Genomic DNA, 19,186 nt, shown 5'->3' with positions numbered 1-19,186 from the left:
GCTCCCGCGGAACGGGGATGCTGGGCGGTCCCGGGGCCAGGGGTCAGCGGGCGCTCTCGTGGGACTTCAGCGCGGCCTCCACGTAGTTGAGCACGTGGTCGCTGAGCATCTGTCCCACCGCGGGGTCGCCCTCGACGAAGGCGCGCGTGATCTGGGCGTGGTCGGCGGCCTTGGCGTGCAGCTCCATGTTCAGCCAGCGCACCGACAGCGCGGTCCACACCTCCACGCCCAGCGACTCCCAGGTGTGCAGCAGCACGCTGTTGCGGGCGGCGCGCACGACCTCGCGGTGGAACTCCACGCTGTGCCGGATCTGCTCGGACACGTCGCCCTGGGCGGTCGCCCGCTGGAGCGCCTCCACCTCCCGCTCCAGGGGGGAGGGGTCGTCGGCCAGCCGGGGCGCGGCCAACTGCGCCGCGACCAGCTCCAGCCCGGCGCGCACGGGGTAGATCTCCGCCATGTCCTGGACGCCGAAGGCCCGCACCCGGGCGCCCTTGTTGGGGACGGTCTCGATCAGGCGCAGGGTCTCCAGCTCGCGCAGCGCCTCGCGCACCGGCGCCTGGCTCACCCTCAGCTCCGTGGCGACGCGGCGTTCCACGATCCGCTCGCCGGGCTGCCAGCGACCGGACAGCAGGCCCTCGACCAGTACCTGCCGGATCTGCTCCCTGAGCGGCTCACGGGCCAGCTTCGAGGGATCATCCGGCAGCTGGGGCAGGTCGACCATCCAGGGCCCTTCCGTTCCACGTCCAGCACACGGCCCGTGCGCGGACCGGCTCGCTCAGCGTCGTACAAGCTCTCTGAAGAGTGCCACACACCCGCGGGTCAACCGGACAGCAGGCCTCGAACCGCTAACAGAAGGCTCACGAACAGGTCGCATGGCGGTGAACCGCCAACGTCCAGTGTCGGGGCGTGGGGCAAAGTCCGAGGTGGCGGCGAACGCACGTGGGCCACCACACCACCGACGGGGGGAACTGTCCGGGTAGGCTCATCTGTCGGCAATATTCACACAAAGCTGTACGGAGCGTGACGCACGTAACGACGAGGAGTTCGATGAGGCGCCCTGACCTGCGCCGCCTTCATCCGCGCTCAAGCGGTCCGCGCCGACTGGTCCGGGCCGAGCACACGGCGCACCGTAGACGCCACGGTCGACACCCCTTGTTCCTCGGACGCCGATCCTGCCCAGAGGCCGGTCACGACGTAGTGAACCAGCCCGAAGGACCGGCCGTCGAACGGAGTGGGCGGAGAGTAGTGAACTCTCCGTCATGTCCACTCCGAGTCGGCGCTGAGGACGTCAGATCAGTTCCAGTAACCACGGCTAGCCCGTCCCCCACGCTTCACAAGTGCCACAGGCAAGCCCACGACGTGTGAGACAGCACTGAGCACATGACGCACTCTTCGAGGACACGACGACATCCACGGGCGAGGCAGTTGACCGAGCCACACGACAGGCAAGAGCGGGCGACACCGCTCCCGGGACCCTACAGCGGACCGATCCCCATGGTTCGTACCACCGTGTACGACCCGGGGCGGCCCGTCGTGCGCCCGGTCCGATGGCCCAGTGTGAGCGAGATCGCGTGGGGAATCGCGTCGGACCGCATCGCCATCATGCTCGCCGTGGCGCTGCTCGTCATGACGATGCTGGCCGCGGGGCCGCTGCACCCGGTCGACAACTTCCTGAACGAGCTGCCCCGGCCCTACTGGGACACGCTCCGCGAGCCCATGATCCTGTGGCCGGACACCGTCGCCTCCCGTGCGGTCGCGCTGCCGGTCCTGGGCGTCACCGCGCTCCAGCTGGCCTACTGGCATCGCAGCTGGCGTCCGATCGTGCTGGGCGCGGTCGGCGTCGTGGGGATGATGTCCCTGGTGTCGGTGATGAAGCTGGCCATCAACCGCGGGCACGCCAAGGACTTCAACCCCGACTTCTTCATGGGGCCGGGCAACGTGGCCTTCCCGTCCGGGCACGGGGCGAACGCGATCCTCATCTACGGCCTGGTGCTCTTCCTGATCATCCGGTTCGGGGCGGCCCGGCCGCACATCATCCGGCGCCTGGCGTACTGCATCGTCGCCATCGCCCTGCTCCAGTCCATCGTCTCGATCTACCTGCACTTCCACTGGTTCACGGATCTGATGGCGGGGATGGTCGCGGGCGGTTTCGCACTGAGGGTGACCATCCGGCTGGACCGGATGATCCCGTCCGGGCGCACCACGCAGTGGTGGCCCTGGTACGGCGAGGGGGACGGTGCGCTTCCCGTGAGGGACTGAGCCGCCCTCCCACCCGTGGCACCGCGCCCGTCGGACCCGGTCCGGCGGGCGCCGCGCTCGTCCGCGGTCCCGACGCCCGTCCGGGACGGGGCCAAGTGCGCCGACGTGTCGGCGCGCCGCGTACGTGCTGGTGGGGGCGCTGGCGGGTCCGTGGAACCGACGTGGGGGAGCCGTGAGGGCTCCCCGCGGTCAGGCCCCGGCCTCCACCAGTTCCCGCATGCGGGCCAGACGTTGCAGGAACATCCGGTCCATCACAAACCTTAGTACGGTTCTGTCCACAACGGGACCGAAGAGGCTGGCGAATTCCACCCGGTCCGTGTAGGCGGTCCCGGCCCCCTCGGGCGCCGTCGTGTGCGTGTGCCGGAAGAACCGGAACATGCCGCGCAGTTGGAGGTCGGTGAAGTGGTCGCCCTCCTCGAAGGAGTCGATGACGCCGACCCAGCGCACGGGGAGGAGCCCGGCCAGGCGCCAGCGCATCACCATCGTCTCGCCCACGGCGAAGCCCGCCTCGGGCCAGCGCAGGACGCGTACCCCGCCGGGCATGGAGTCCTCCAGGCCCGACCGGCTCGTGCAGAACGCGAACACCCGGTCGGGCGGCGCGTCGAAGTGGGCCGTGTAGACCGCCGTGCTCGTGGCACGGGGGCGTTCGGTGGTGTTCGGGCCGCTCAGGAGCCCGCGTTCGTCGATCTCGCGTCCGGCCATGGTGTCCCTCCAGGTCCACTCGGCATCGGCCTACCCCGGCGCCCCCGGAGGGAACCCGGGCGGGGGCGCCGTGCGGGGTGGGGCTGTTCGCGGGGTGCTGTGTCGGGCGGCGCCGTGTGGGGTGGCGCCGTGCGGGGTAGCGCTGTGCCGGATGTCCGGGCCCGGGGTCGGACGCGGGCGGCCCCGTTCCCTCCGGCGGAGGCGGGGCGGCGCCGTGGCGGGAGACACCGGTTCCGGAACGGGGAATGAGCCGTCATCCCTTTTGGGAATACCCCTCAGGGGTATATTGCTTGTAGTGACACGCCGACGGGGTGGACGTCTGTCCCGTGGATACCCCTAAGGGGTATGTTGCGAGAGTGAGGAGGAGAACGACATGACCGCAGGTGAACACGGACCGCACGGCCACGGAGGTGACCGGGCCCGGTGGCGGGACGAGAGCCCCGAGGGGCGTGCCGGGTACACGAACCCCTCAGCTCATGAGACACACGAGGGGCATGAGGGGTACGCCAGTCACGGCACGCACACGGCTCACGCCGGTACCCCGGGGCATGGTGAGCGCTCCAGCCACAGGGATCGCCAAGGCCCCAGCAGCGCCGATGAGCATGCCGGTGACGGGGACGCCCCCGGACACGGTGAGCACGCCGGTCACGGTGGCCACAGCGGTCATGGGGGTCACGGTGGCCATGGGGGCCACGGGGACCACGCCGCGATGTTCCGGACCCGCTTCTGGTGGAGCCTGCTGCTCAGCGTTCCCGTGGTTCTCACCAGTCACATGATCTCCGGCTGGCTCGGCTACCAGGTCCCCTCCGCGCTGACCTGGGTGCCGCCGGTACTCGGCACCGTCGTCTACCTCTACGGCGGCTGGCCCTTCCTCTCCGGCGTCGTCGGCGAGCTCCGCGAGCGCAGGCCCGGCATGATGACCCTGGTCGCCATGGCGATCACCGTCGCCTTCGGCTCCAGCATGCTCGCCACGTTCGGCGTGGTGGGCATGGAACTCGACTTCTGGTGGGAGCTGGTCCTGCTGGTCGTGGTCATGCTCCTCGGCCACTGGCTGGAGATGCGCGCCCTCGGCCAGGCGTCCGGTGCCCTGGAGGCCCTGGCCGCGCTCCTGCCCGACCGCGCCGAGAGGGTCGGCGCCGACGGGGGGATCGAGGAGGTGGGCCTCGCCGACCTGCGCACCGGCGACACCGTCCTGGTCCGCTCCGGCGGGCGCGTCCCCGCCGACGGCACCGTGGTCGGAGGCGGTGCCGCCATGGACGAGTCGATGATCACCGGCGAGTCCCGCACGGTCACCCGTTCCGAGGGCGACCGCGTCGTCGCCGGGACCGTCGCCACCGACTCCTCAGTCCGGGTCCGCGTCGACGCGGTCGGCGAGGACACCGCCCTGGCCGGTATCCAGCGGCTCGTCAGCGAGGCGCAGGAGTCCCGTTCGCGCTCGCAGGCGCTCGCCGACCGGGCCGCCGCCCTCCTGTTCTGGTTCGCCCTGGTCGCCGCCGTGCTCACTGCCGCCGTGTGGACCCTGCTCGGCGAGGCCACCGAGGCCGTCGAACGCACCGTGACCGTCCTGGTCATCGCCTGCCCGCACGCCCTGGGGCTGGCGATCCCGCTGGTCATCGCGATCTCCACGGCCGTCTCCGCCCGCAACGGCATCCTGGTCAAGGACCGCATGGCCCTGGAGCGGACCCGCCTCGTGGACACCGTGCTCTTCGACAAGACCGGCACCCTGACCAAGGGCGCCCCCGCCGTCACCGACACCGCCGCCGCCTCCGGGCGCACCTCCGAGCGGGTGGTGGCCCTGGCCGGTGCGGTCGAGGCCGACTCCGAGCACCCGCTCGCCAGGGCGATCGTCCGGGCGGCGCGGGAGGCGGGCCCGGTGCCCGCCGCCACCGGCTTCCGGTCGCTGACCGGACGCGGCGTCCGCGCCTCGGTCGAGGGCTCCGACGTGCACGTGGGCGGCCCGTCCCTGCTGGAGTCGCTCGGTCTCACCGAGCCGGACGACCTGGCCGGACGCACCGGGCCCTGGCGTGAGCGCGGCGCGACGGTGCTGCACGTGGTCGTGGACGGCGAGGTGGCCGGAGCCCTGGCGCTGGCCGACGAGGTCCGCCCCGAGTCGGCCGCGGCCGTCCGGCGGCTCCAGGAGCGGGGCGTGCGCGTCGCGATGGTGACCGGCGACGCCCGCAACGTGGCCGACGCCGTGGCCGAGCGGCTCGGCCTCGACGAGGTCTTCGCCCAGGTCCTGCCCGACCAGAAGGACGCCGTGGTCCGCGACCTCCAGTCGAGGGGGAACCGGGTGGCGATGGTCGGCGACGGTGTGAACGACGCGCCCGCCCTGGCCAGGGCGGACGTCGGCATCGCGATCGGCGCGGGCACCGACGTGGCGATCGAGTCCGCCGGGGTCGTGCTGGCCTCGGACGACCCGCGCGGCGTGGTGGCGGTCCGCGAGCTGTCGGCGGCCGGTTACCGCAAGATGGTGCAGAACCTCGTGTGGGCCGCCGGATACAACGTGCTCGCCGTCCCGCTGGCCGCCGGGGTGCTGGCGCCGGTCGGGATCGTGCTCGCCCCGGCCGTGGGAGCGGTGCTGATGAGCCTGTCCACGATCATCGTGGCGCTCAACGCCCAACTCCTGCGCCGGGTGGACCTGAGCGCCTCCTCCTGAGGGGCGAAGGTCCCGTCGACGGCGGGATCGGACCCGGTAATCTCTGGAGATCGCGGCGCCCCTCCGGTAGCGGGAGGGGCATCGCGACAGGCCACCGTCCCGATCGGATACGGGACGGTGGCTGCCTCGTTCCCGCAGCTCAGCGAGGTTTCACGTGAAACCTTCGAGCTGGACGCGGGCGTCTCAGCCGAAGATGTCCTCCGCGCGCTCGACCTCGCTGGCGCGACGAACCCACGTCCGCAGGGTCTCCAGGTCGGTGCAGGAATCGACGCGCTGGCGGACCTCGTCGGAGACGGTCAGACCGCGTGCGTCGAGGAAGAGCAGGACGCTGTTCGCGGCCTCGGCCGCACGGCCCTCCTCGCGGCCCTCCTCGCGGCCCTCCTCGCGGCCCATATGGACGTACTTGCGGGCGAAGTCGCTCTGCCACTTGTAGGTGTCCAAGGCCATCAAGCCCTCCAACTCCTTCCGGGCGGCCTCCTGAAGACCGGCCAGTACGTAGTCATAGTAAAACGTGCGGTTCTTCGGAGCGGTGGAGTCAAGCGCCTCCACCACCGTTTTCAGGGTGCGCGGGTCGGTGTCCCCGTGGGCGTAGGCCGACAGCACCGCGAGTTCGGGCATCGCGCGTGCCTGCTCCACATCAGTGACGACGGGAGTGTTGCCCGGACCGATCACCAACGGCCTCAGCACGAAGCCGGGATGGCCGATGCTGATGGGCTTGGCGCACCAGCGCGCCATCGCGTCGTCAGGGCACAGGACCACGAGCACGGCGGGGCACTCCAGGCGGACGTGCAGGTTGACCAGGTAGGCGGGCCAACTCGCCCGTTTCTCCTTGTCCCGGTCGTGCTGGCGTTCCACGACGATCGCCAGCACGTTACGGGTCCCGTCGCGGAGCAGTGTGGCTCCGTCGCTGTTGAGTTCCTTCGGGTCACAGTTGGTGAGAACCGAAGTGGTGGGCAGCGCCTCGGTGTGGTGGGGGACATCGAATCCCAAGGACTCCTTGAGTAGCACTGAGGCCAGGGCTGGTTGGTTCTGGATGATCCGTAGTGGGATCTCATGGGCTCGGCTGGGCATACGTCTCCTTGTCGGTGCTGTCGGTGCTGTCGGTGCTGAAGTCACGCGGGCGCGGCCTGGCGCTGTCGGTCGAGCCGGGTGTGCGGCAGGCCGGAGAGCACGTACCGCTCCCGGGGTCCGGCGGCCCTGACCACCCCGGAACGGGGCGCGGGCTCACCGAGCAGGTCGCCGCCGGGGTCGTCCTTCCACTGCTGGCGCAGGGCGGCGGCGCGTTCCACGGCGAGGGCGAACGCGCGCCGGACCTCCTCCGTCTCGGAGGCGAGGCCGGGGCCCCGGGGCGCGGCGGAGGTCCGGAGTTCGGGAACACGGGGTGCCGGGACGCGGGGCGCGCGGGTGCCGGACACAGCGGCGCGTGAGCGCTCGTGGGCGGCGAAGTAGGGCCTGACCAGGGCGATGTCCTCGGCCGGAAAGGACGTGCTGGGCGGAGCCAGACGGGGAGGTGGAAGCGGGGCCGGGGGAGGGGCGGGGACGTAGCGCCGCACGCGGGTGGAGCGGCGTCGGCGGCGACCGGCCACCGTGGAGTGGCGTCCGCAGGGGGCGGAGAGGAAGGCGATCAGCGGGCCGAGGGCACGGCTGAGAACGGCAGCGCTAAACTGGCGCATGCTGGCAGGTTCCTTGTCTAAAGGTGTTGAGTTGCTGGCCACGGCCCCGAACGGCAGTTAACCGTTGCGGGGTCATCGTGTGGGTTCAGTTGTGTGTTCGCAGCCAGATTAGGGCACGCCTGTTCGGACGTAGCACGTTTCCCGCGAGGCGGCCGAAAAAACTTCTACGGCCTTATGTAATGCCAGCTCAGCGGGCATGAAAAAGGGGCCAGCACTAACTGCTGGCCCTATCCAAAAAATCCCTCATGCCGGAATTGAAAGTATTCGCGCACGAGGTGTCCGGGCGGCCTCGGCCGAACCGGCCAGAGCCGGGCGCGGTGGGTTCCCGCGCCCGTCGGCGGCCGGTCAGCGAACGAGCGCTGCCCCCACCCGCGCCCGCTCCAGGGTGCACGGTGCCGGGTGGTCCAGGCACGCGCCCATCGCCCGGTGCCACCGGTTGCCCCGTAGCCGGGGCTCCAGAGCGGCCACCGTCGCCCCGTACTTGGTGAACCGCGCCTCCCGGACCCCGTGCTCGTGCAGTCTGCGCTCGGTCGCGGTGAGCCCGCCGCGCGTCTTGATCTCCAACAGCACCGCCTCCGGGCGCATCCGCACCGACCAGCCCGCCCGGTAGCCGACCAGGCCGGTGTCCACCGTCACCCGTTCCTCACCCGAGAAGGCCACCACCGTCGTGCGCCGGTAGTCGGTCACCGCGCTGGCCCTCAGCACGTCCGGCGCCTCGATGCCGTACGAGACCAGGGTGTCGTCCAGGAACCGCCGGGCCTTGGGGGTCATCCGGTCCGGCGGCCCCGTGTAGGCGATCCGCGTCTTGTCGGTGATCCCGCGTGCGCCCTTGAGCTTGATCTCGAACATGCGCGTCCCCGTGTCCACGTACGTGCGCGTCCGGGCCTTGAAGCGCACCCGCCGCCCCTGTCGGTGGTCGTGGAAGGTCCGCAGGTCGGGGGTGTCGAAGTAGGTGGACGAGTACCGGAAGTCCCGCTGCCCGTCGATGGTCAGCACCCCGAACCGGTCCCCTGCGGACGCGAACAGCGGTTCCAGCAGCTCAACGGGCACCAGGTACTTGCGGCAGGTCCGGGTCACCAGGGCGGCGCGCTCGTTGATCTCGGCGAGCGACATCGGGCGCAGCCCCGCGAGGACCGGGGAGGGAACGTCCGACGGAGCCGGCGTTTCCACGGCTCTGAGGGCGTCCAGGGTCATGGGTGTCTCCACGGTGACGAGGGCTTGCGCGGGGGCGAGGACGGCTGTGCTCATCGGCGTCCCGTCCGTCCCGCCACGGAGGTGAAGCCCTGTCCGAACCCGCGTCCGGAGCCGGGGGCCGACGCGATCCGGGGCGCCCGGAACCGCACGTCCACGATCATCAGGTCGCGCACGTAGTCGACCTCGGTGACCTCGATCTTCGTGACCCGGCCGCGCAGCCGCGCCTCCAGGTCCTGGCGCAGCGCCACGGGGTCCTCGTGCACCACGTCCAGGGTCAGGATGCGGCGCTCGTGCCGCGAGAGCAGGCGCGGGTGGTCGGCCGCGTACATGCCGGTGAGCAGCAGGGTGTTGAGGCCCAGCAGCACCCAGGGCATCGGGGCCGCCACCGCGTTGACCAGCCCCAGGGCGATCGCCGTGAAGTAGTAGCCGATCTCGCCCTGGCTGATGAGGTCCGACCGCAGGCGCAGGATCGACAGCACGCCGAACAGACCGAAGCCGACCGCCAGGCCGACCTCCTGGTTGGTCAGCATGGACACCACGGCGAAGATGCCGGTGTTGAGCGCCACGTAGGCCAGCAGCAGGTCGCGTCGTCCGTGGCGGCGGAAGTAGATGGCGTACGACAGGACGATGATCGCGGTCGTGTTGACCGCCAGTGCGAACCAGAACATGTGTTCATCCTCTGGACGGGCGGTGAGGAACCCATGAGGAGTGGATGAGGGAACCCTCATGTTTGTCATGCGTCGGTCATCCGTGACACGGGCGAGGGGGCGGAGGCGTCACCGACACCTCCGCCCCCTCGTCACCGGGACATCGCCCGCCGCACACCGGGGCCCTGCCGTCCCGGAGCACGCCGGTCATCCGGGGTCACACCGGGCCGCTTCAGGCCGCCCGCGTCACGCTGATCGCTCGGGGCACAGGGTCGCCGGTCCGCCCGGATCACGCGGGTCACCCGTTTCATCCGGTCAACCGGTAACCCATCCCGCGCACGGTCACGATCCGCTCCGCGCCCACCTTGCGGCGCAGCGCCCGCACGAACACGTCCACCACGTTCGACCCGGGGTCGTAGTCGTAGCCCCACACGTGCGACAGCATCTGCTGCCTGGTGAGCACCTGGCCCGGGTGGCGCATCAGCAGCTCCAGCAGGGAGAACTCGCGCGCGGTCAGGTCCACGGACGTCCCCTCCACCGCCACCCGCCGCGTGCGCAGGTCCAGGGCCAGGCCGCCCGCGCGCAGCACCGTCAGCTCGGTGGGGCGCTCGTTGCGCATCCGCAGCCGCACCCGGGCCAGCAGCTCCTCGAACCGGAACGGTTTGGTGACGTAGTCGTCGGCCCCGATCTCCAGGCCCGTCACCGTGTCCCGCACGCCGTCGCGCGCGGTCAGGATGACCACGGGTATGTCCACGCCCAGCGAACGCACGCGCCGCAGCACGTCGAACCCGTCGGTGTCCGGCAGGCCCAGGTCCAACAGCATCAGGTCGAACCCGCCGGTCACCGCGTAGTCCACGGCCTCCGCCCCCGTGCCCACCACGGTGGTGGTGAACCCGCTGGCGTCCAGGCCCTTGCGGACGAACGAGGCGATCCGCTCCTCGTCCTCGACGATGAGGATGCGACTCACACGTACCTCTTTCCGGTGGGGATGACGAGGGTGAACGTCGAACCGGCGCCCGGCGCGGAACGCAGGTCCACCCGCCCGTGATGGGCCTCGGCGATGGCGCGGACGATGGCCAGGCCCAGACCGGCGCCCCGGTCCCCCCTGGCCGCCCCGCTGCCCCGCGAGAAGCGCTCGAAGATCCGGCCGTGCTCCTCGGCAGGGATGCCGGGCCCCTGGTCGGAGACCCAGAACAGCACGTCGTCGCCGCTGAACCCCGAGCCCACGCGCAGCGTCGAACCCGGCTCGGTGTGCCGCACCGCGTTGGCGGCCAGCTGTACCACGGCCTGCGTGACGCGCTGCGGGTCGAGCAGGGCGACCCCCTCGGCCAGCGACTCCAGGCGCCAGTCGCGGTCGCCGAGCCTGCGCACCTTGGCGTCGATGTCGCTGGTCAGCTCGGCCAGGGACACCTCCTCCTCGCGCAGGAAGTCGGGCTGCTGGGCCTTGGCGAGCAGCAGCAGGTCCTCCACGATCCGGCTCATCCGGTCCAGCTCGTCGGTGACCAGGCGCACGACCTCGCGCCGCTCCTCGGGGTCGTCGCCCATCAGCTCCAGGTGGCCGCGCACGATGGTGATGGGCGTGCGCAGCTCGTGCCCGGCGTCGTCCACGAACTGCCGCTGGGCGGTGAAGGCGCCCTCCAACCGGTCCAGCATGCTGTTGAACTGCTCGGCGAGCGCGGCGATGTCGTCCCGCCCGGACACGTCGATGCGCCGGGTCAGGTCCTCCTCGGTGATCTGCGCGGCCGTCTGCCGGACCAGGCGCACGGGCGCGAGGAAGCGGCCCGCCACCCACCAGGCCGCGGTGCTCGCCGCGATCAGCCCGGCCAGGCTGACCAGCGCGATCGTCTGCGTGGTGGAGGTGACCGTGTCCTCGTCGGCCTCGGTGAAGTAGCCGATGACGAACCACCCCGAGCCCGCGGCGTCGGCGCCGCCGCCCGGGGGCAGGGCGCGGATCTTCTCCCACCGCATCGGACCGGCGGGGGTGTCCAGGGTCCCTCGGGCGCTGGACGCCTCCAGCACCTCCGCGACCATCGCGGGATCCGCGGACACGTCGAAGGGCGGCTCCTGGCCCTGGCGGATGCGTCCGGGCTGGGCCCCGGCGTCCGGGGCGCCGCCCGCGCCTCCGCCGGAGGCCGACTCCTCCACCCAGCCGAACAGGATCTCGGCCCGGTCGGGGTACTGGCGGGCCAGGTGGAGCCGGATGAGGGTGGAGACGTCGGTGAAGGGCTCACCCGTGTTCGGGTCCACGCCCACGGCGGCGAACTCCTGGAACTCGCCGATCTCCTGGGACAGCGCCCTGTCCACGCGCTCGTCGTTGCGCGCGGTGAGCGCGCTCCAGGTGAGGATGTTGACCAGGACGAGGACGGCGGCCATCAGCAGGACGACCCAGGCCATGATGAGGAGTCTGGCGGGGATGCGCCGCTTCTGCGGCACCTCCGGCTGGGGGCCCCTCATGACCATGGTGGAGTTCATGTCGGTGTGCGCCGACGCGCCCCAGGTGTTCCCGCCGACCACGCCGCTGAGGTCCTCGGTCGGGGCGTCCCCGTCGTAACGACCCTCAGTCGTCATCGTCGCCGCCCTCGTAGTCGCCGTCATCGTCGCAGTCGTCGTCATCATCATCGCCGCTGCCGTCACCGCAGGTGGGAGCGGGGGCCTGACTCGGGGTCGCGGAGGGGGACGGCGAGGGCTCGTCCGACGCCTCGGAGTGGTCGGGGTCCTCCGCGTCGGGGGTCCCGTCGCCGTCGTGGTCGGTGATCGGCGGCGGGGGAGGGACGACGTCCTCGTCGGAGGGAGGGGCGGGGCTGGCGCCGGGGGACTCCCCGACCACCACCTCACCCGGGGCGGCGGTGTCCGGGGTGCGCTCGGGCATCGCCCACACCAGGACCGCACCCGCGACCAGGAAGGCCGCGACGGTGCCCGCTAACAGCAACAACAGTGGTGATCTCATACTCCCCGAGCCTTCCGGGCGCGGGGGAATACGAGATGAAACGAACATGAGGAATTCTTCATCCGCGCCCGTCGGCGGTTCGGCGCGGAACGGCGGGCCCGCCGGGGCCGGACGCGGCGGGTGCGTCCGGCCCCGGCGGCGCGGTCACGGCTTCGGGACTGACTCCGGGCGCGTGCGCCGCAGGCCCAGGGCCGCGTCCACCACGAGGAAGGCCAGCAGGGAGACCCCGAACACCGGCAGGAACAGGCCGACGCCCACCGCCGCCGCGGCGACCAGGGCCAGGCACCACCACGGCAGCCCACGCCAGGTCCCGCGCGGGGCGAGCGGCCGTCCCACGGAGAACGCGGTGTCCCGGGTCGGGCGGCGCAGCCACCACATCCGATAGCCCCAGAACACGAGGAACAGCGCGGACAGGGCGATCCCCGTCAGCAGGAGCTGGTTCGGCAGGCCGAACAGCAGGCCCATGTGGAAGGCGATCCCCCATGTGGCCAGCTTGGCCACGAAGGGGTGGTCCTCGAACCGCAGCTCCTCGACCACCTCGCCGCTCGTCGCGTCCACGGCCGCCGCGTCCTGGTGCACGGGCCAGCTCCGCCCGGTTCCCTGGACGGTGAAGGGCGCGCCCTCCTCCACGGGCACCGAGATCTCCATCGGACCGTCGATCCCCGCGGCGTGCACCGACTCCAGGACCTTGTCCAGGTCCACGTCCTGCCCGCCCGAGCCGTGGTCCGCGTGGTCGCCGTGCCCGCCGTGGTCACCGTGGCCCGCGTGGTCCGACTGCTCCTCGTGGTCCGCGTGCTCGGACGGGGCGGGCGCCGACAGCGACGGCGTGGTCCAGCCGAGGGCCACCCGCATGTCGGTGACGTTGGCCCCGGCGAACCGGGACCAGGTCAGCCCGGTGGCGGACACCATCAGCAGGCCGACCACGGCCCAGATGCCGAGCGACCCGTGCCAGGACATGGTCCGGTTCCGTCCCTTGGCGGAGGGCTCGGGCAGCAGGGTGCGGCGCAGACGGCGGGCCTTGCGACGGCGCGCGGTCCACAGCACGACCCCGCCCAGCGCGACCACCCACAGCCAGCTCGCGGCGAGTTCACCGTACAGGCGGCCGAACTCTCCCAGGTGCAGGTGGCGGTGGAGTTCGGACAGCCACGACCGCACGGGCAGCGCGCCGCTGCTGCCGTAGCTGGTCGTCTCGCCGAGGAGTTCGCCGCTGTAGGGGTCGACGAAGACGGCGAGCCGGTAGCTCTCGGGGAGCCCCTCCACGTCCAGCAGGACGCGGGTGCTCTCGTCGGGGGCCGTGCCCGGGCGCACTGCGCTCAGCGTTCCCTCGGGATGGGCGGCGACCGCGGTGTCCACCTGTTCCTGGAGGGGCAGCGCGCTGTCGCCGGGGGCGACGCGGAGCTGGTCGGCGTAGAGCACCTGCTCCAGCTGCGGCGCGTACGCGTACAGCAGTCCGGTGAGGGCGGCCACGGCGATGAACGGCGCGACGAGGACTCCGGCGTAGAAGTGCAGGCGTAGGAGGAGTTGGCGCAGGGCCGCCCAGACGGAGGAGCGGCGGTTCGGAGGGGGAGGCGGCTCGGGGGAGTCGAGCCGGTCGGGGGCATGGGACGTCATGGGGGCGACCTTCCTGGGTCTGGTTCGGGGCGGCCCGGGGGGTGTGCGGGCACGCCTGGGGCACCGACGTGTCGGTGGAGGCCGGGCGCTGGCGGCACCGGCGGGTGGTTCAGAACAGGAAGGCCGCGGGCGGTCCGCGCAGGATCCGGACGTGCCGCAGGAACAGGAGGACGACGCCGTGCCGGAGCGGCGTGCGTCCGCGGAGCCGTGCGGGACCGCGGCGCGCGGGAACGGCGGGGGTCGAGGCGAGGACCAGCAGACGGCGGAACAGGGAGCGCACGAGGTCGACGAGGGCGAAGGCCGCCCGTTCCCCCTGGCGCAGCCACCACGCGCACACCACCCCAGCGGCGGCGTGGGCGAGGAGCATGTCCGCCCCGACCCCGGCTCCGGCCAGGGCCCCGGAACCGGCCGCGTGGTCGGCGCCGTGCGACGCGGAGCCGCCGGGTGAGGCGACCGCGAACAGCAGGTGCAGGGCGGTCTGTCCCCACAGGGTCGTCGCGACGAGGGGGCCGAGGTGCTGCTCGGAGCGGAAGAGCCCGTGGGCGACGGCGAGGACGAGGACGAACCCCGCCGCGAGGCCGAGCGGCGACACCGCGTGTCCGGAGGCGAGGACGTGGCCGGTGGAGGACACGCCCGTGCACACCGCGGCGAACACCGTGGCGCGAGGCAGTCGGAGCGGGACCGTACCGGCCATGGCGGTCAGTATCCCCCAGATTCCCGAGGGTGCCCATCCCCCCTTTTGGGAGCGTTCCCATAACAGCGCGCGCACGCGGGGTCGCGTTCTCCGCCGGGACGCGGCCCGATCACGCCGTGCGGCCCCGGAATTCACCGGCCTCCGCCCGACCGGAGCGGCCCCCGGGGCGGGGCACCCCGGCGGGCACCGCCCCGGCCGGTCGGCTGCGCCTCCGGGCGGACGCCCGGCAGGGTGTGACCGAACGCGTTTTCGGGTGACGAAACAACGCAACGAAATCGCGATCGGCTACGCAAAGGGTTTCGTCACCTCCGGGCCAACGGAAAATGGCCCGCGAACAGCCCTGCGCCGCCAACGCAATGGCCGCGTCCGACCCTGCCTCCGGTCGGGGCCGCCGACCGCTCAGCGCTCCCCGGCCACGCTTCCGGACTCCGGCTCCCTCCGCGGCTCCCGCTCGGGAGCCGGGCCCTGCGGAACGGTGAGCAGCCGGATCCCGTACGCCGCCAGCAGGGCGCACACCACCGCGACCGCGCCGCCGATCCACCCGCCCGCGTAGGTCTCGCCCATGAAGGCCACGCCCACCACGGTGGCGGAGACGGGGTTGGTGAAGGTGGTGATCCCCAGCGGGGCGCCCAGTTCCATGCCCTGGTAGGCGGCCTGTGCCAGGAACAGTCCGAGCACCGCGATCACGGGCGTGGCCAGCGAGGACGCGTGCACCAGCCCGATCGCGCCGGTCTCCCCGATGACCGCCACCGCCGTCTTGACCGTCGCGGAGGAGACCCCGAAGGCCACACCCGCCGCGCCCGCCAGCAGGTAGCTGCGCCAGGCCGCCGAGCGGACCCGCCCCGCCGCCCACGCGGCCGCCAGCAGGAGCGCGGTCGTCCCGCCGCCGACCACCACCGAGCCGGTGTCGTCGAGGACACCGCCCTGACCGCCGGTCACCGTCACCGCCAGCAGCACGCCCAGCGCCACCGAGGTGAACGCGGCCCCCCGCCACTCCTCGCGGGTGACACGGCGCCCGCCCAGCCGGGCCGACCACGGGATGCCGAACACCAGCACCAGCACGCCCAGCGGCTGCACCACGGTCAGCGGCGCGTTGCTCACCGCCGCCACCTGGAAACCGGCCCGGCCCCCGTTGAACAGCAGCGAGAGCCACCACAGCGGGTGCCGCAGCAGGGCCGCGAGCTGTCCACCGCCGGTGAGCGGCCCGGCCACCCGTACCGCCAACCTGCGCTGGGCCACCGCGGCGGCCGTGTAGGCCGCACACGAGAGCACCGCGAACGCGATTCCCGACACCACGCCTGATTCCATGACAGCGATGATCCCGCCGTCCCCGGCCCGGTTCGCCGCGGGGGCCGGAAAACCGCGGCCAGCGAGCGCTTTCCGACCGCACGGGGGAACGGGCGCACCCGCCCCTGGTCTCGTCCCCTACACCGGCGCGCTTTCCGACCGCCCGGGGGCCTTGGCGAAGAAGCGGTTCGCGGAAGGGGCGAACGCCAGCACGACGGCCGCCGCCACCGACGCGATGTGCCAGATCCGCAGCGCCAGGTACAGCGGCCCGTGCGACCCGTAACCCATCGCGTCGAGCACCCCGCCGCCCCCCAGCACGGCCAGCACCACGGGCGCGACCAGCGTTCCCAGGCCACCCACCACGCCGAGCCCGATGACCAGGGCCACCCGCGCCCACCGGTGGCCCCGCGCGAACCACGCCACCACCAGGGCCGCCGACGTGTAGACCGTCAGGCGCAGCGCGAGCCCCGGCCACGGGACGCCCTCACCCGCCGACACCATGCCCGCCAGCGCCACTGCGCTCTCGGCGACGCCGCAGGCCACCGCCGTCGCCCACGCCGCTGCCGCCCAGCGCACCGGACCGGGAACCGTCCTGCGCACCGAGCCGGGAACCGTCTCTCGCGCGGTCTCAGGATTTCTCATGCCCTCCAGGATTCTCCGGAAGCGGGCGCGGTCTCCATGGTGTCCGTTCCCCTCCGGGGGTGGTGCGCGCGCCACCCGCCGACGGCGCTACGTTCCGCCGCCGACGGCCGCCCCCCGGTACAGCGCGGCCACCACGCCCTCGATGTCGGGCTCGCGCAGGGTCAGGTCGACCACCTCGTGCCGCTGGGCGACGCGGGCGATCACCGCCGCCGGGTTCTCCGACAGCTCCAGCCACTGGCGCGGGCCGTCCACGCGCACGCACCGGCCGCCCTCCACCTCGATGTCCGGGGCGGGCTCGGCCAGGTCCACGACCAGCACGCGCGGTGCGGGCACGCTCGCGCGCAGCCCGTCCAGACCGCCGTCGTAGGCCAGGCTTCCCCGGTCGATGACCACCACCCGCTCGCACAGGCGCTCCACGTCGCCCAGGTCGTGCGTGGTCAGCAGGATGGTCGTGCCCTCCTCGGCGTTGAGCCGCAGCAGGAACTCGCGGATGCTCGACTTGCTGACCACGTCCAGGCCGATGGTCGGCTCGTCCAGCGCCAGCAGCCGGGGGCCGTGCAGCAGGGCCGCGGTGAGGTCGCCTCGCATGCGCTGGCCCAGGCTGAGCTGGCGCACGGGGGTGGCCAGGAACGGCCCGAGTTCGAGGAGCTCGGTCATCTCGGCCAGGCGGCGGGCGTGGTCGGCGGCCGGAACGCGGTACATGTGCCGGGTCAGCTCCAGGCTGTCCCGCAGCGGCAGGTCCCACCACAGGGTGGTGCGCTGGCCGAACACCACGCCGATCCGGCTCGCCAGTCTCGTCCGCTGGCGGGAGGGCTCCAGGCCGGTCACCCGCAGGCGCCCGGAGGATGGGGTGAGGATGCCGGTGAGCATCTTCATGGTGCTGCTCTTCCCGGCGCCGTTGGGACCCAGGTAACCGACGATCTCACCGGGCCGCACGGTGAGGTTCACGTCGCGCACGGCGCTGACGGTGCGCCGCCTGCGCCGCAGGAACGGCCCCTCGGACAGGACGAAGTCGCGGCCCAGGCCGACGGCCTCGATGATCGGTTCGGCGTCGGACGCGTCGGACCCGCGGACGGAGGTCATGCTCAGCTCCCGGAGGATCGGTAGTGGCGCAGCCCGAAGCGCCAGCAGGCGGCGGCGACCAGGCACAGGACGGCGGCGACGAGGGGCGTGGCGTGGCGCAGGGCGTCCGGCAGCCCCGTCGGGTCGGGGCGGTCGAGCAGGTACAGGACGGGCTGCCAGGTGACGAAGGCGAGCGGCAGTACGAAGGTCACCGCACGCACGAGGTCGCGGCCGTAGATGGCCAGCGGGTACTCGGTGAGGGCCTGCCCGCCGTAGGTGACCGAGTTGGCCGCCTCCCGGGCGTCGGCGACGAGGAACTGGAGGCACGCCCCGATGACCCAGACCGCGCAGCAGATCGCAGTCCCCGAGACCCACAGCAGCGGCAGCATCAGCACCTTGCCGGGGGTCCAGTCGATGTCGCACGCGGCCAGGGCGAAGACGGTCACGACCGAGCCAGGGACGATCCGGCCCAGGCGGCGCGGCGCGAACCGGTCGGTCGCCATCTGCACCAGCGGCGGCACCGGGCGCACCAGCATCACGTCGAGCGACCCGGTGCGGATGTGCTCCCCCAGCCGCTCGACGTTGCCCAGGATCATGTCGGCGCAGGCGAAGGCGGTCGCGGCCAGCCCGGCGATGAGCAGCCCCTCGGTGAGGTCGAACCCCGCCAGCCGCCCGGCGTGGCCGAACACCACCAGGACGGCGCCGATCTCGGCGAACACCCCGATCGAGGTCGCCAGGGTCATCAGCACCAGCGAGGTCGGGTACTGGGCCAGGGCCCGGCACCAGGTCCAGGCCAGCAGCAGGTAGGCGCGCAGCGGCCAGGCCACGGACTCGCGGGCGCGGGAGAGCAGGTCAGCCACCCTGGACCACCACCCTGCGGGTCGCGCGGGCGGTGACCCACGCGCCCAGGCCGAACAGGGCGGCGGCCCACCACGCCTGGAGGGCCAGCCCGCCGAGCACGGTGCCGCCCGGCAGGGTGTTCTTGCCGAGCATGATCTCGGCGGGGATCTGGACCATCGACGCCCACGGCAGCAGCCGCAGGGTGTCGGCCAGTGCCGGGGGGAACAGGGTGAGCGGCAGCAGCATCCCGGCGGCCACCGGGCCGAGCAGCCCGGCCACCGCCCAGATCCCGCTGGAGTCCAGGATCCAGAAACCGGCCAGCTCGTACAGGTAGCGCAGCCCGAACGAGACCAGCGTGGCCAGTACGGCGGACAGCAGGACGGCGGCCCAGCGGAGCGGGTCGCCGGGCAGTTCCAGGTCGAAGAGCACCATCCCGACCGCGAACGTGGGCACCCCGCGGAAGACCAGGTTGAACGTGGCCCTGCCCAGGTCCTCGGCCAGCCACCAGGCCTGGAGGGAGACCGGCCGCAGCAGGTCGGTGCCCACGGCGCCCGAGCGCACCCGTTCGCCCAGCTCCAGGGGCGGGCCCATGATGGCGACCATGCCGACCAGACCCTGGCTGACGAACACCTGGGTGACGGCGTCCCCGGCGTCGTAGCCGTTGATCTCGGGGCGCGCCGCGAACAGGGCGAGCATGACGGTGGCGTTGATCGTGCCGAAGACGGAGTTGGTGAAGATGCCGGCGACCGTGGCCGCGCGGTAGGTGGAGTAGCGGTGCAGCCCTCGGGCGTACACCGCGAAGTAGACGCGCACGGGCGTGGACTCCTGGTGTGTCGAGACGTGCAGGTGGTGAACTACCGGTCTCGACACCGGGGGCCGGGGAGACACGGGGGTCCGGCACGTCCCTGACGCACGGGGCTCAGGTCCGGGTCGCCGCGAGTGGCGAAGATAGCACACGCGGGGCCGCCGCCG

Annotated in this window: 18 protein-coding genes; 2 read left to right on the top strand and 16 right to left on the bottom strand. The window is 72.4% G+C overall.

Annotation, left to right across the window (positions count from 1 at the left end; translation table 11 throughout):
- Nucleotides 1–43: 43 nt before the first annotated feature.
- Nucleotides 44–721, bottom strand: a complete 678-nt coding sequence (locus ACSTA4_RS29545; protein WP_212642110.1) for a GntR family transcriptional regulator — start codon at nt 719–721, stop codon at nt 44–46.
- A 773-nt stretch (nt 722–1,494) separates the two neighbouring features.
- Between ACSTA4_RS29545 and ACSTA4_RS29540 the strand changes: the two genes are divergently transcribed.
- Nucleotides 1,495–2,259, top strand: coding sequence for a phosphatase PAP2 family protein (locus tag ACSTA4_RS29540; protein WP_444961935.1), 765 nt, complete (start codon nt 1,495–1,497; stop codon nt 2,257–2,259).
- A 189-nt stretch (nt 2,260–2,448) separates the two neighbouring features.
- On the opposite strand, the gene ACSTA4_RS29535 is transcribed toward ACSTA4_RS29540, so the two are convergent.
- On the bottom strand, nt 2,449–2,961 hold the full coding sequence (locus ACSTA4_RS29535) for an SRPBCC family protein (protein ID WP_444961934.1): 513 nt from the start codon (nt 2,959–2,961) through the stop codon (nt 2,449–2,451).
- Between the two features lie 709 nt (nt 2,962–3,670).
- Here ACSTA4_RS29535 and ACSTA4_RS29530 point away from each other — a divergent pair.
- The gene (locus tag ACSTA4_RS29530; RefSeq protein ID WP_444961933.1) at nt 3,671–5,617 is read left to right on the top strand and encodes a heavy metal translocating P-type ATPase; all 1,947 of its coding nucleotides are present in this window, start codon (nt 3,671–3,673) and stop codon (nt 5,615–5,617) included.
- Nucleotides 5,618–5,800: 183 nt separating this feature from the next.
- Here ACSTA4_RS29530 and ACSTA4_RS29525 read toward each other — a convergent pair whose 3' ends face one another.
- The 14 genes from ACSTA4_RS29525 to ACSTA4_RS29460 all read right to left on the bottom strand — a co-directional run bounded on the left by ACSTA4_RS29525 (nt 5,801) and on the right by ACSTA4_RS29460 (nt 19,027).
- Nucleotides 5,801–6,688 carry a hypothetical protein gene (locus tag ACSTA4_RS29525; protein WP_444961932.1) on the bottom strand — a complete coding sequence of 296 codons (888 nt, stop codon included), beginning with the start codon at nt 6,686–6,688 and terminating at the stop codon, nt 5,801–5,803.
- 41 nt (nt 6,689–6,729) lie between these two features.
- A complete protein-coding gene (locus tag ACSTA4_RS29520; RefSeq protein WP_444961931.1) occupies nt 6,730–7,290 on the bottom strand; it encodes a hypothetical protein in 561 nt (186 codons plus the stop codon).
- Between the two features lie 345 nt (nt 7,291–7,635).
- Nucleotides 7,636–8,538 carry a polyphosphate polymerase domain-containing protein gene (locus tag ACSTA4_RS29515; protein ID WP_444961930.1) on the bottom strand — a complete coding sequence of 301 codons (903 nt, stop codon included), beginning with the start codon at nt 8,536–8,538 and terminating at the stop codon, nt 7,636–7,638.
- On the bottom strand, nt 8,535–9,152 hold the full coding sequence (locus tag ACSTA4_RS29510; RefSeq protein ID WP_444961929.1) for a DUF4956 domain-containing protein: 618 nt from the start codon (nt 9,150–9,152) through the stop codon (nt 8,535–8,537). Before ACSTA4_RS29510 ends, ACSTA4_RS29515 begins: the two co-directional genes overlap by 4 nt.
- 286 nt (nt 9,153–9,438) lie before the next feature.
- Complete coding sequence (locus ACSTA4_RS29505) at nt 9,439–10,098, bottom strand: response regulator transcription factor (RefSeq protein ID WP_013155784.1); 660 nt, start codon at nt 10,096–10,098, stop codon at nt 9,439–9,441.
- Nucleotides 10,095–11,699, bottom strand: coding sequence for an ATP-binding protein (locus ACSTA4_RS29500; RefSeq protein WP_444961928.1), 1,605 nt, complete (start codon nt 11,697–11,699; stop codon nt 10,095–10,097). The genes ACSTA4_RS29505 and ACSTA4_RS29500 overlap by 4 nt, the downstream gene beginning before the upstream one ends.
- Nucleotides 11,689–12,063: a hypothetical protein gene (locus ACSTA4_RS29495; protein WP_444961927.1), complete on the bottom strand. Its 375-nt coding sequence runs from the start codon at nt 12,061–12,063 to the stop codon at nt 11,689–11,691. Before ACSTA4_RS29495 ends, ACSTA4_RS29500 begins: the two co-directional genes overlap by 11 nt.
- A 159-nt stretch (nt 12,064–12,222) precedes the next feature.
- Entirely contained in the window at nt 12,223–13,689 is a 1,467-nt protein-coding gene (locus ACSTA4_RS29490) for a PepSY-associated TM helix domain-containing protein (RefSeq protein ID WP_444961926.1), read from the bottom strand.
- Nucleotides 13,690–13,798: 109 nt separating this feature from the next.
- Complete coding sequence (locus tag ACSTA4_RS29485; protein WP_444961925.1) at nt 13,799–14,383, bottom strand: hypothetical protein; 585 nt, start codon at nt 14,381–14,383, stop codon at nt 13,799–13,801.
- 399 nt (nt 14,384–14,782) lie between these two features.
- Nucleotides 14,783–15,691, bottom strand: coding sequence for a DMT family transporter (locus ACSTA4_RS29480; RefSeq protein WP_444961924.1), 909 nt, complete (start codon nt 15,689–15,691; stop codon nt 14,783–14,785).
- Nucleotides 15,692–15,808: 117 nt separating this feature from the next.
- Nucleotides 15,809–16,312 (bottom strand): hypothetical protein, encoded by a 504-nt coding sequence (locus ACSTA4_RS29475; RefSeq protein WP_444961923.1) that lies wholly within the window; start codon nt 16,310–16,312, stop codon nt 15,809–15,811.
- An 87-nt stretch (nt 16,313–16,399) separates the two neighbouring features.
- Nucleotides 16,400–17,395: an ABC transporter ATP-binding protein gene (locus ACSTA4_RS29470; RefSeq protein WP_444961922.1), complete on the bottom strand. Its 996-nt coding sequence runs from the start codon at nt 17,393–17,395 to the stop codon at nt 16,400–16,402.
- 2 nt (nt 17,396–17,397) lie between these two features.
- Nucleotides 17,398–18,234 carry an ABC transporter permease gene (locus ACSTA4_RS29465; RefSeq protein WP_444961921.1) on the bottom strand — a complete coding sequence of 279 codons (837 nt, stop codon included), beginning with the start codon at nt 18,232–18,234 and terminating at the stop codon, nt 17,398–17,400.
- The gene (locus tag ACSTA4_RS29460; protein ID WP_444961920.1) at nt 18,227–19,027 is read right to left on the bottom strand and encodes an ABC transporter permease; all 801 of its coding nucleotides are present in this window, start codon (nt 19,025–19,027) and stop codon (nt 18,227–18,229) included. Before ACSTA4_RS29460 ends, ACSTA4_RS29465 begins: the two co-directional genes overlap by 8 nt.
- Nucleotides 19,028–19,186: the final 159 nt, after the last annotated feature.

It is taken from the genome of Nocardiopsis sp. M1B1 (assembly GCF_052466615.1).
The sequence above is the reverse complement of the archived record's forward strand: the minus strand, read 5'-3'. Positions and strand labels throughout refer to the sequence as shown.

Coding starts and splice junctions, on each gene's coding strand:
- ACSTA4_RS29525 (WP_444961932.1), bottom strand. CDS start 6,688: ATGCCCAGCCGAGCCCATGAGATCCCACTACGGATCATCCAGAACCAA.
- ACSTA4_RS29510 (WP_444961929.1), bottom strand. CDS start 9,152: ATGTTCTGGTTCGCACTGGCGGTCAACACGACCGCGATCATCGTCCTG.
- ACSTA4_RS29520 (WP_444961931.1), bottom strand. CDS start 7,290: ATGCGCCAGTTTAGCGCTGCCGTTCTCAGCCGTGCCCTCGGCCCGCTG.
- ACSTA4_RS29480 (WP_444961924.1), bottom strand. CDS start 15,691: ATGGAATCAGGCGTGGTGTCGGGAATCGCGTTCGCGGTGCTCTCGTGT.
- ACSTA4_RS29485 (WP_444961925.1), bottom strand. CDS start 14,383: ATGGCCGGTACGGTCCCGCTCCGACTGCCTCGCGCCACGGTGTTCGCC.
- ACSTA4_RS29490 (WP_444961926.1), bottom strand. CDS start 13,689: ATGACGTCCCATGCCCCCGACCGGCTCGACTCCCCCGAGCCGCCTCCC.
- ACSTA4_RS29515 (WP_444961930.1), bottom strand. CDS start 8,538: ATGAGCACAGCCGTCCTCGCCCCCGCGCAAGCCCTCGTCACCGTGGAG.
- ACSTA4_RS29470 (WP_444961922.1), bottom strand. CDS start 17,395: ATGACCTCCGTCCGCGGGTCCGACGCGTCCGACGCCGAACCGATCATC.
- ACSTA4_RS29475 (WP_444961923.1), bottom strand. CDS start 16,312: ATGAGAAATCCTGAGACCGCGCGAGAGACGGTTCCCGGCTCGGTGCGC.
- ACSTA4_RS29500 (WP_444961928.1), bottom strand. CDS start 11,699: ATGACGACTGAGGGTCGTTACGACGGGGACGCCCCGACCGAGGACCTC.
- ACSTA4_RS29530 (WP_444961933.1), top strand. CDS start 3,671: ATGTTCCGGACCCGCTTCTGGTGGAGCCTGCTGCTCAGCGTTCCCGTG.
- ACSTA4_RS29540 (WP_444961935.1), top strand. CDS start 1,495: ATGGTTCGTACCACCGTGTACGACCCGGGGCGGCCCGTCGTGCGCCCG.
- ACSTA4_RS29545 (WP_212642110.1), bottom strand. CDS start 721: ATGGTCGACCTGCCCCAGCTGCCGGATGATCCCTCGAAGCTGGCCCGT.
- ACSTA4_RS29535 (WP_444961934.1), bottom strand. CDS start 2,961: ATGGCCGGACGCGAGATCGACGAACGCGGGCTCCTGAGCGGCCCGAAC.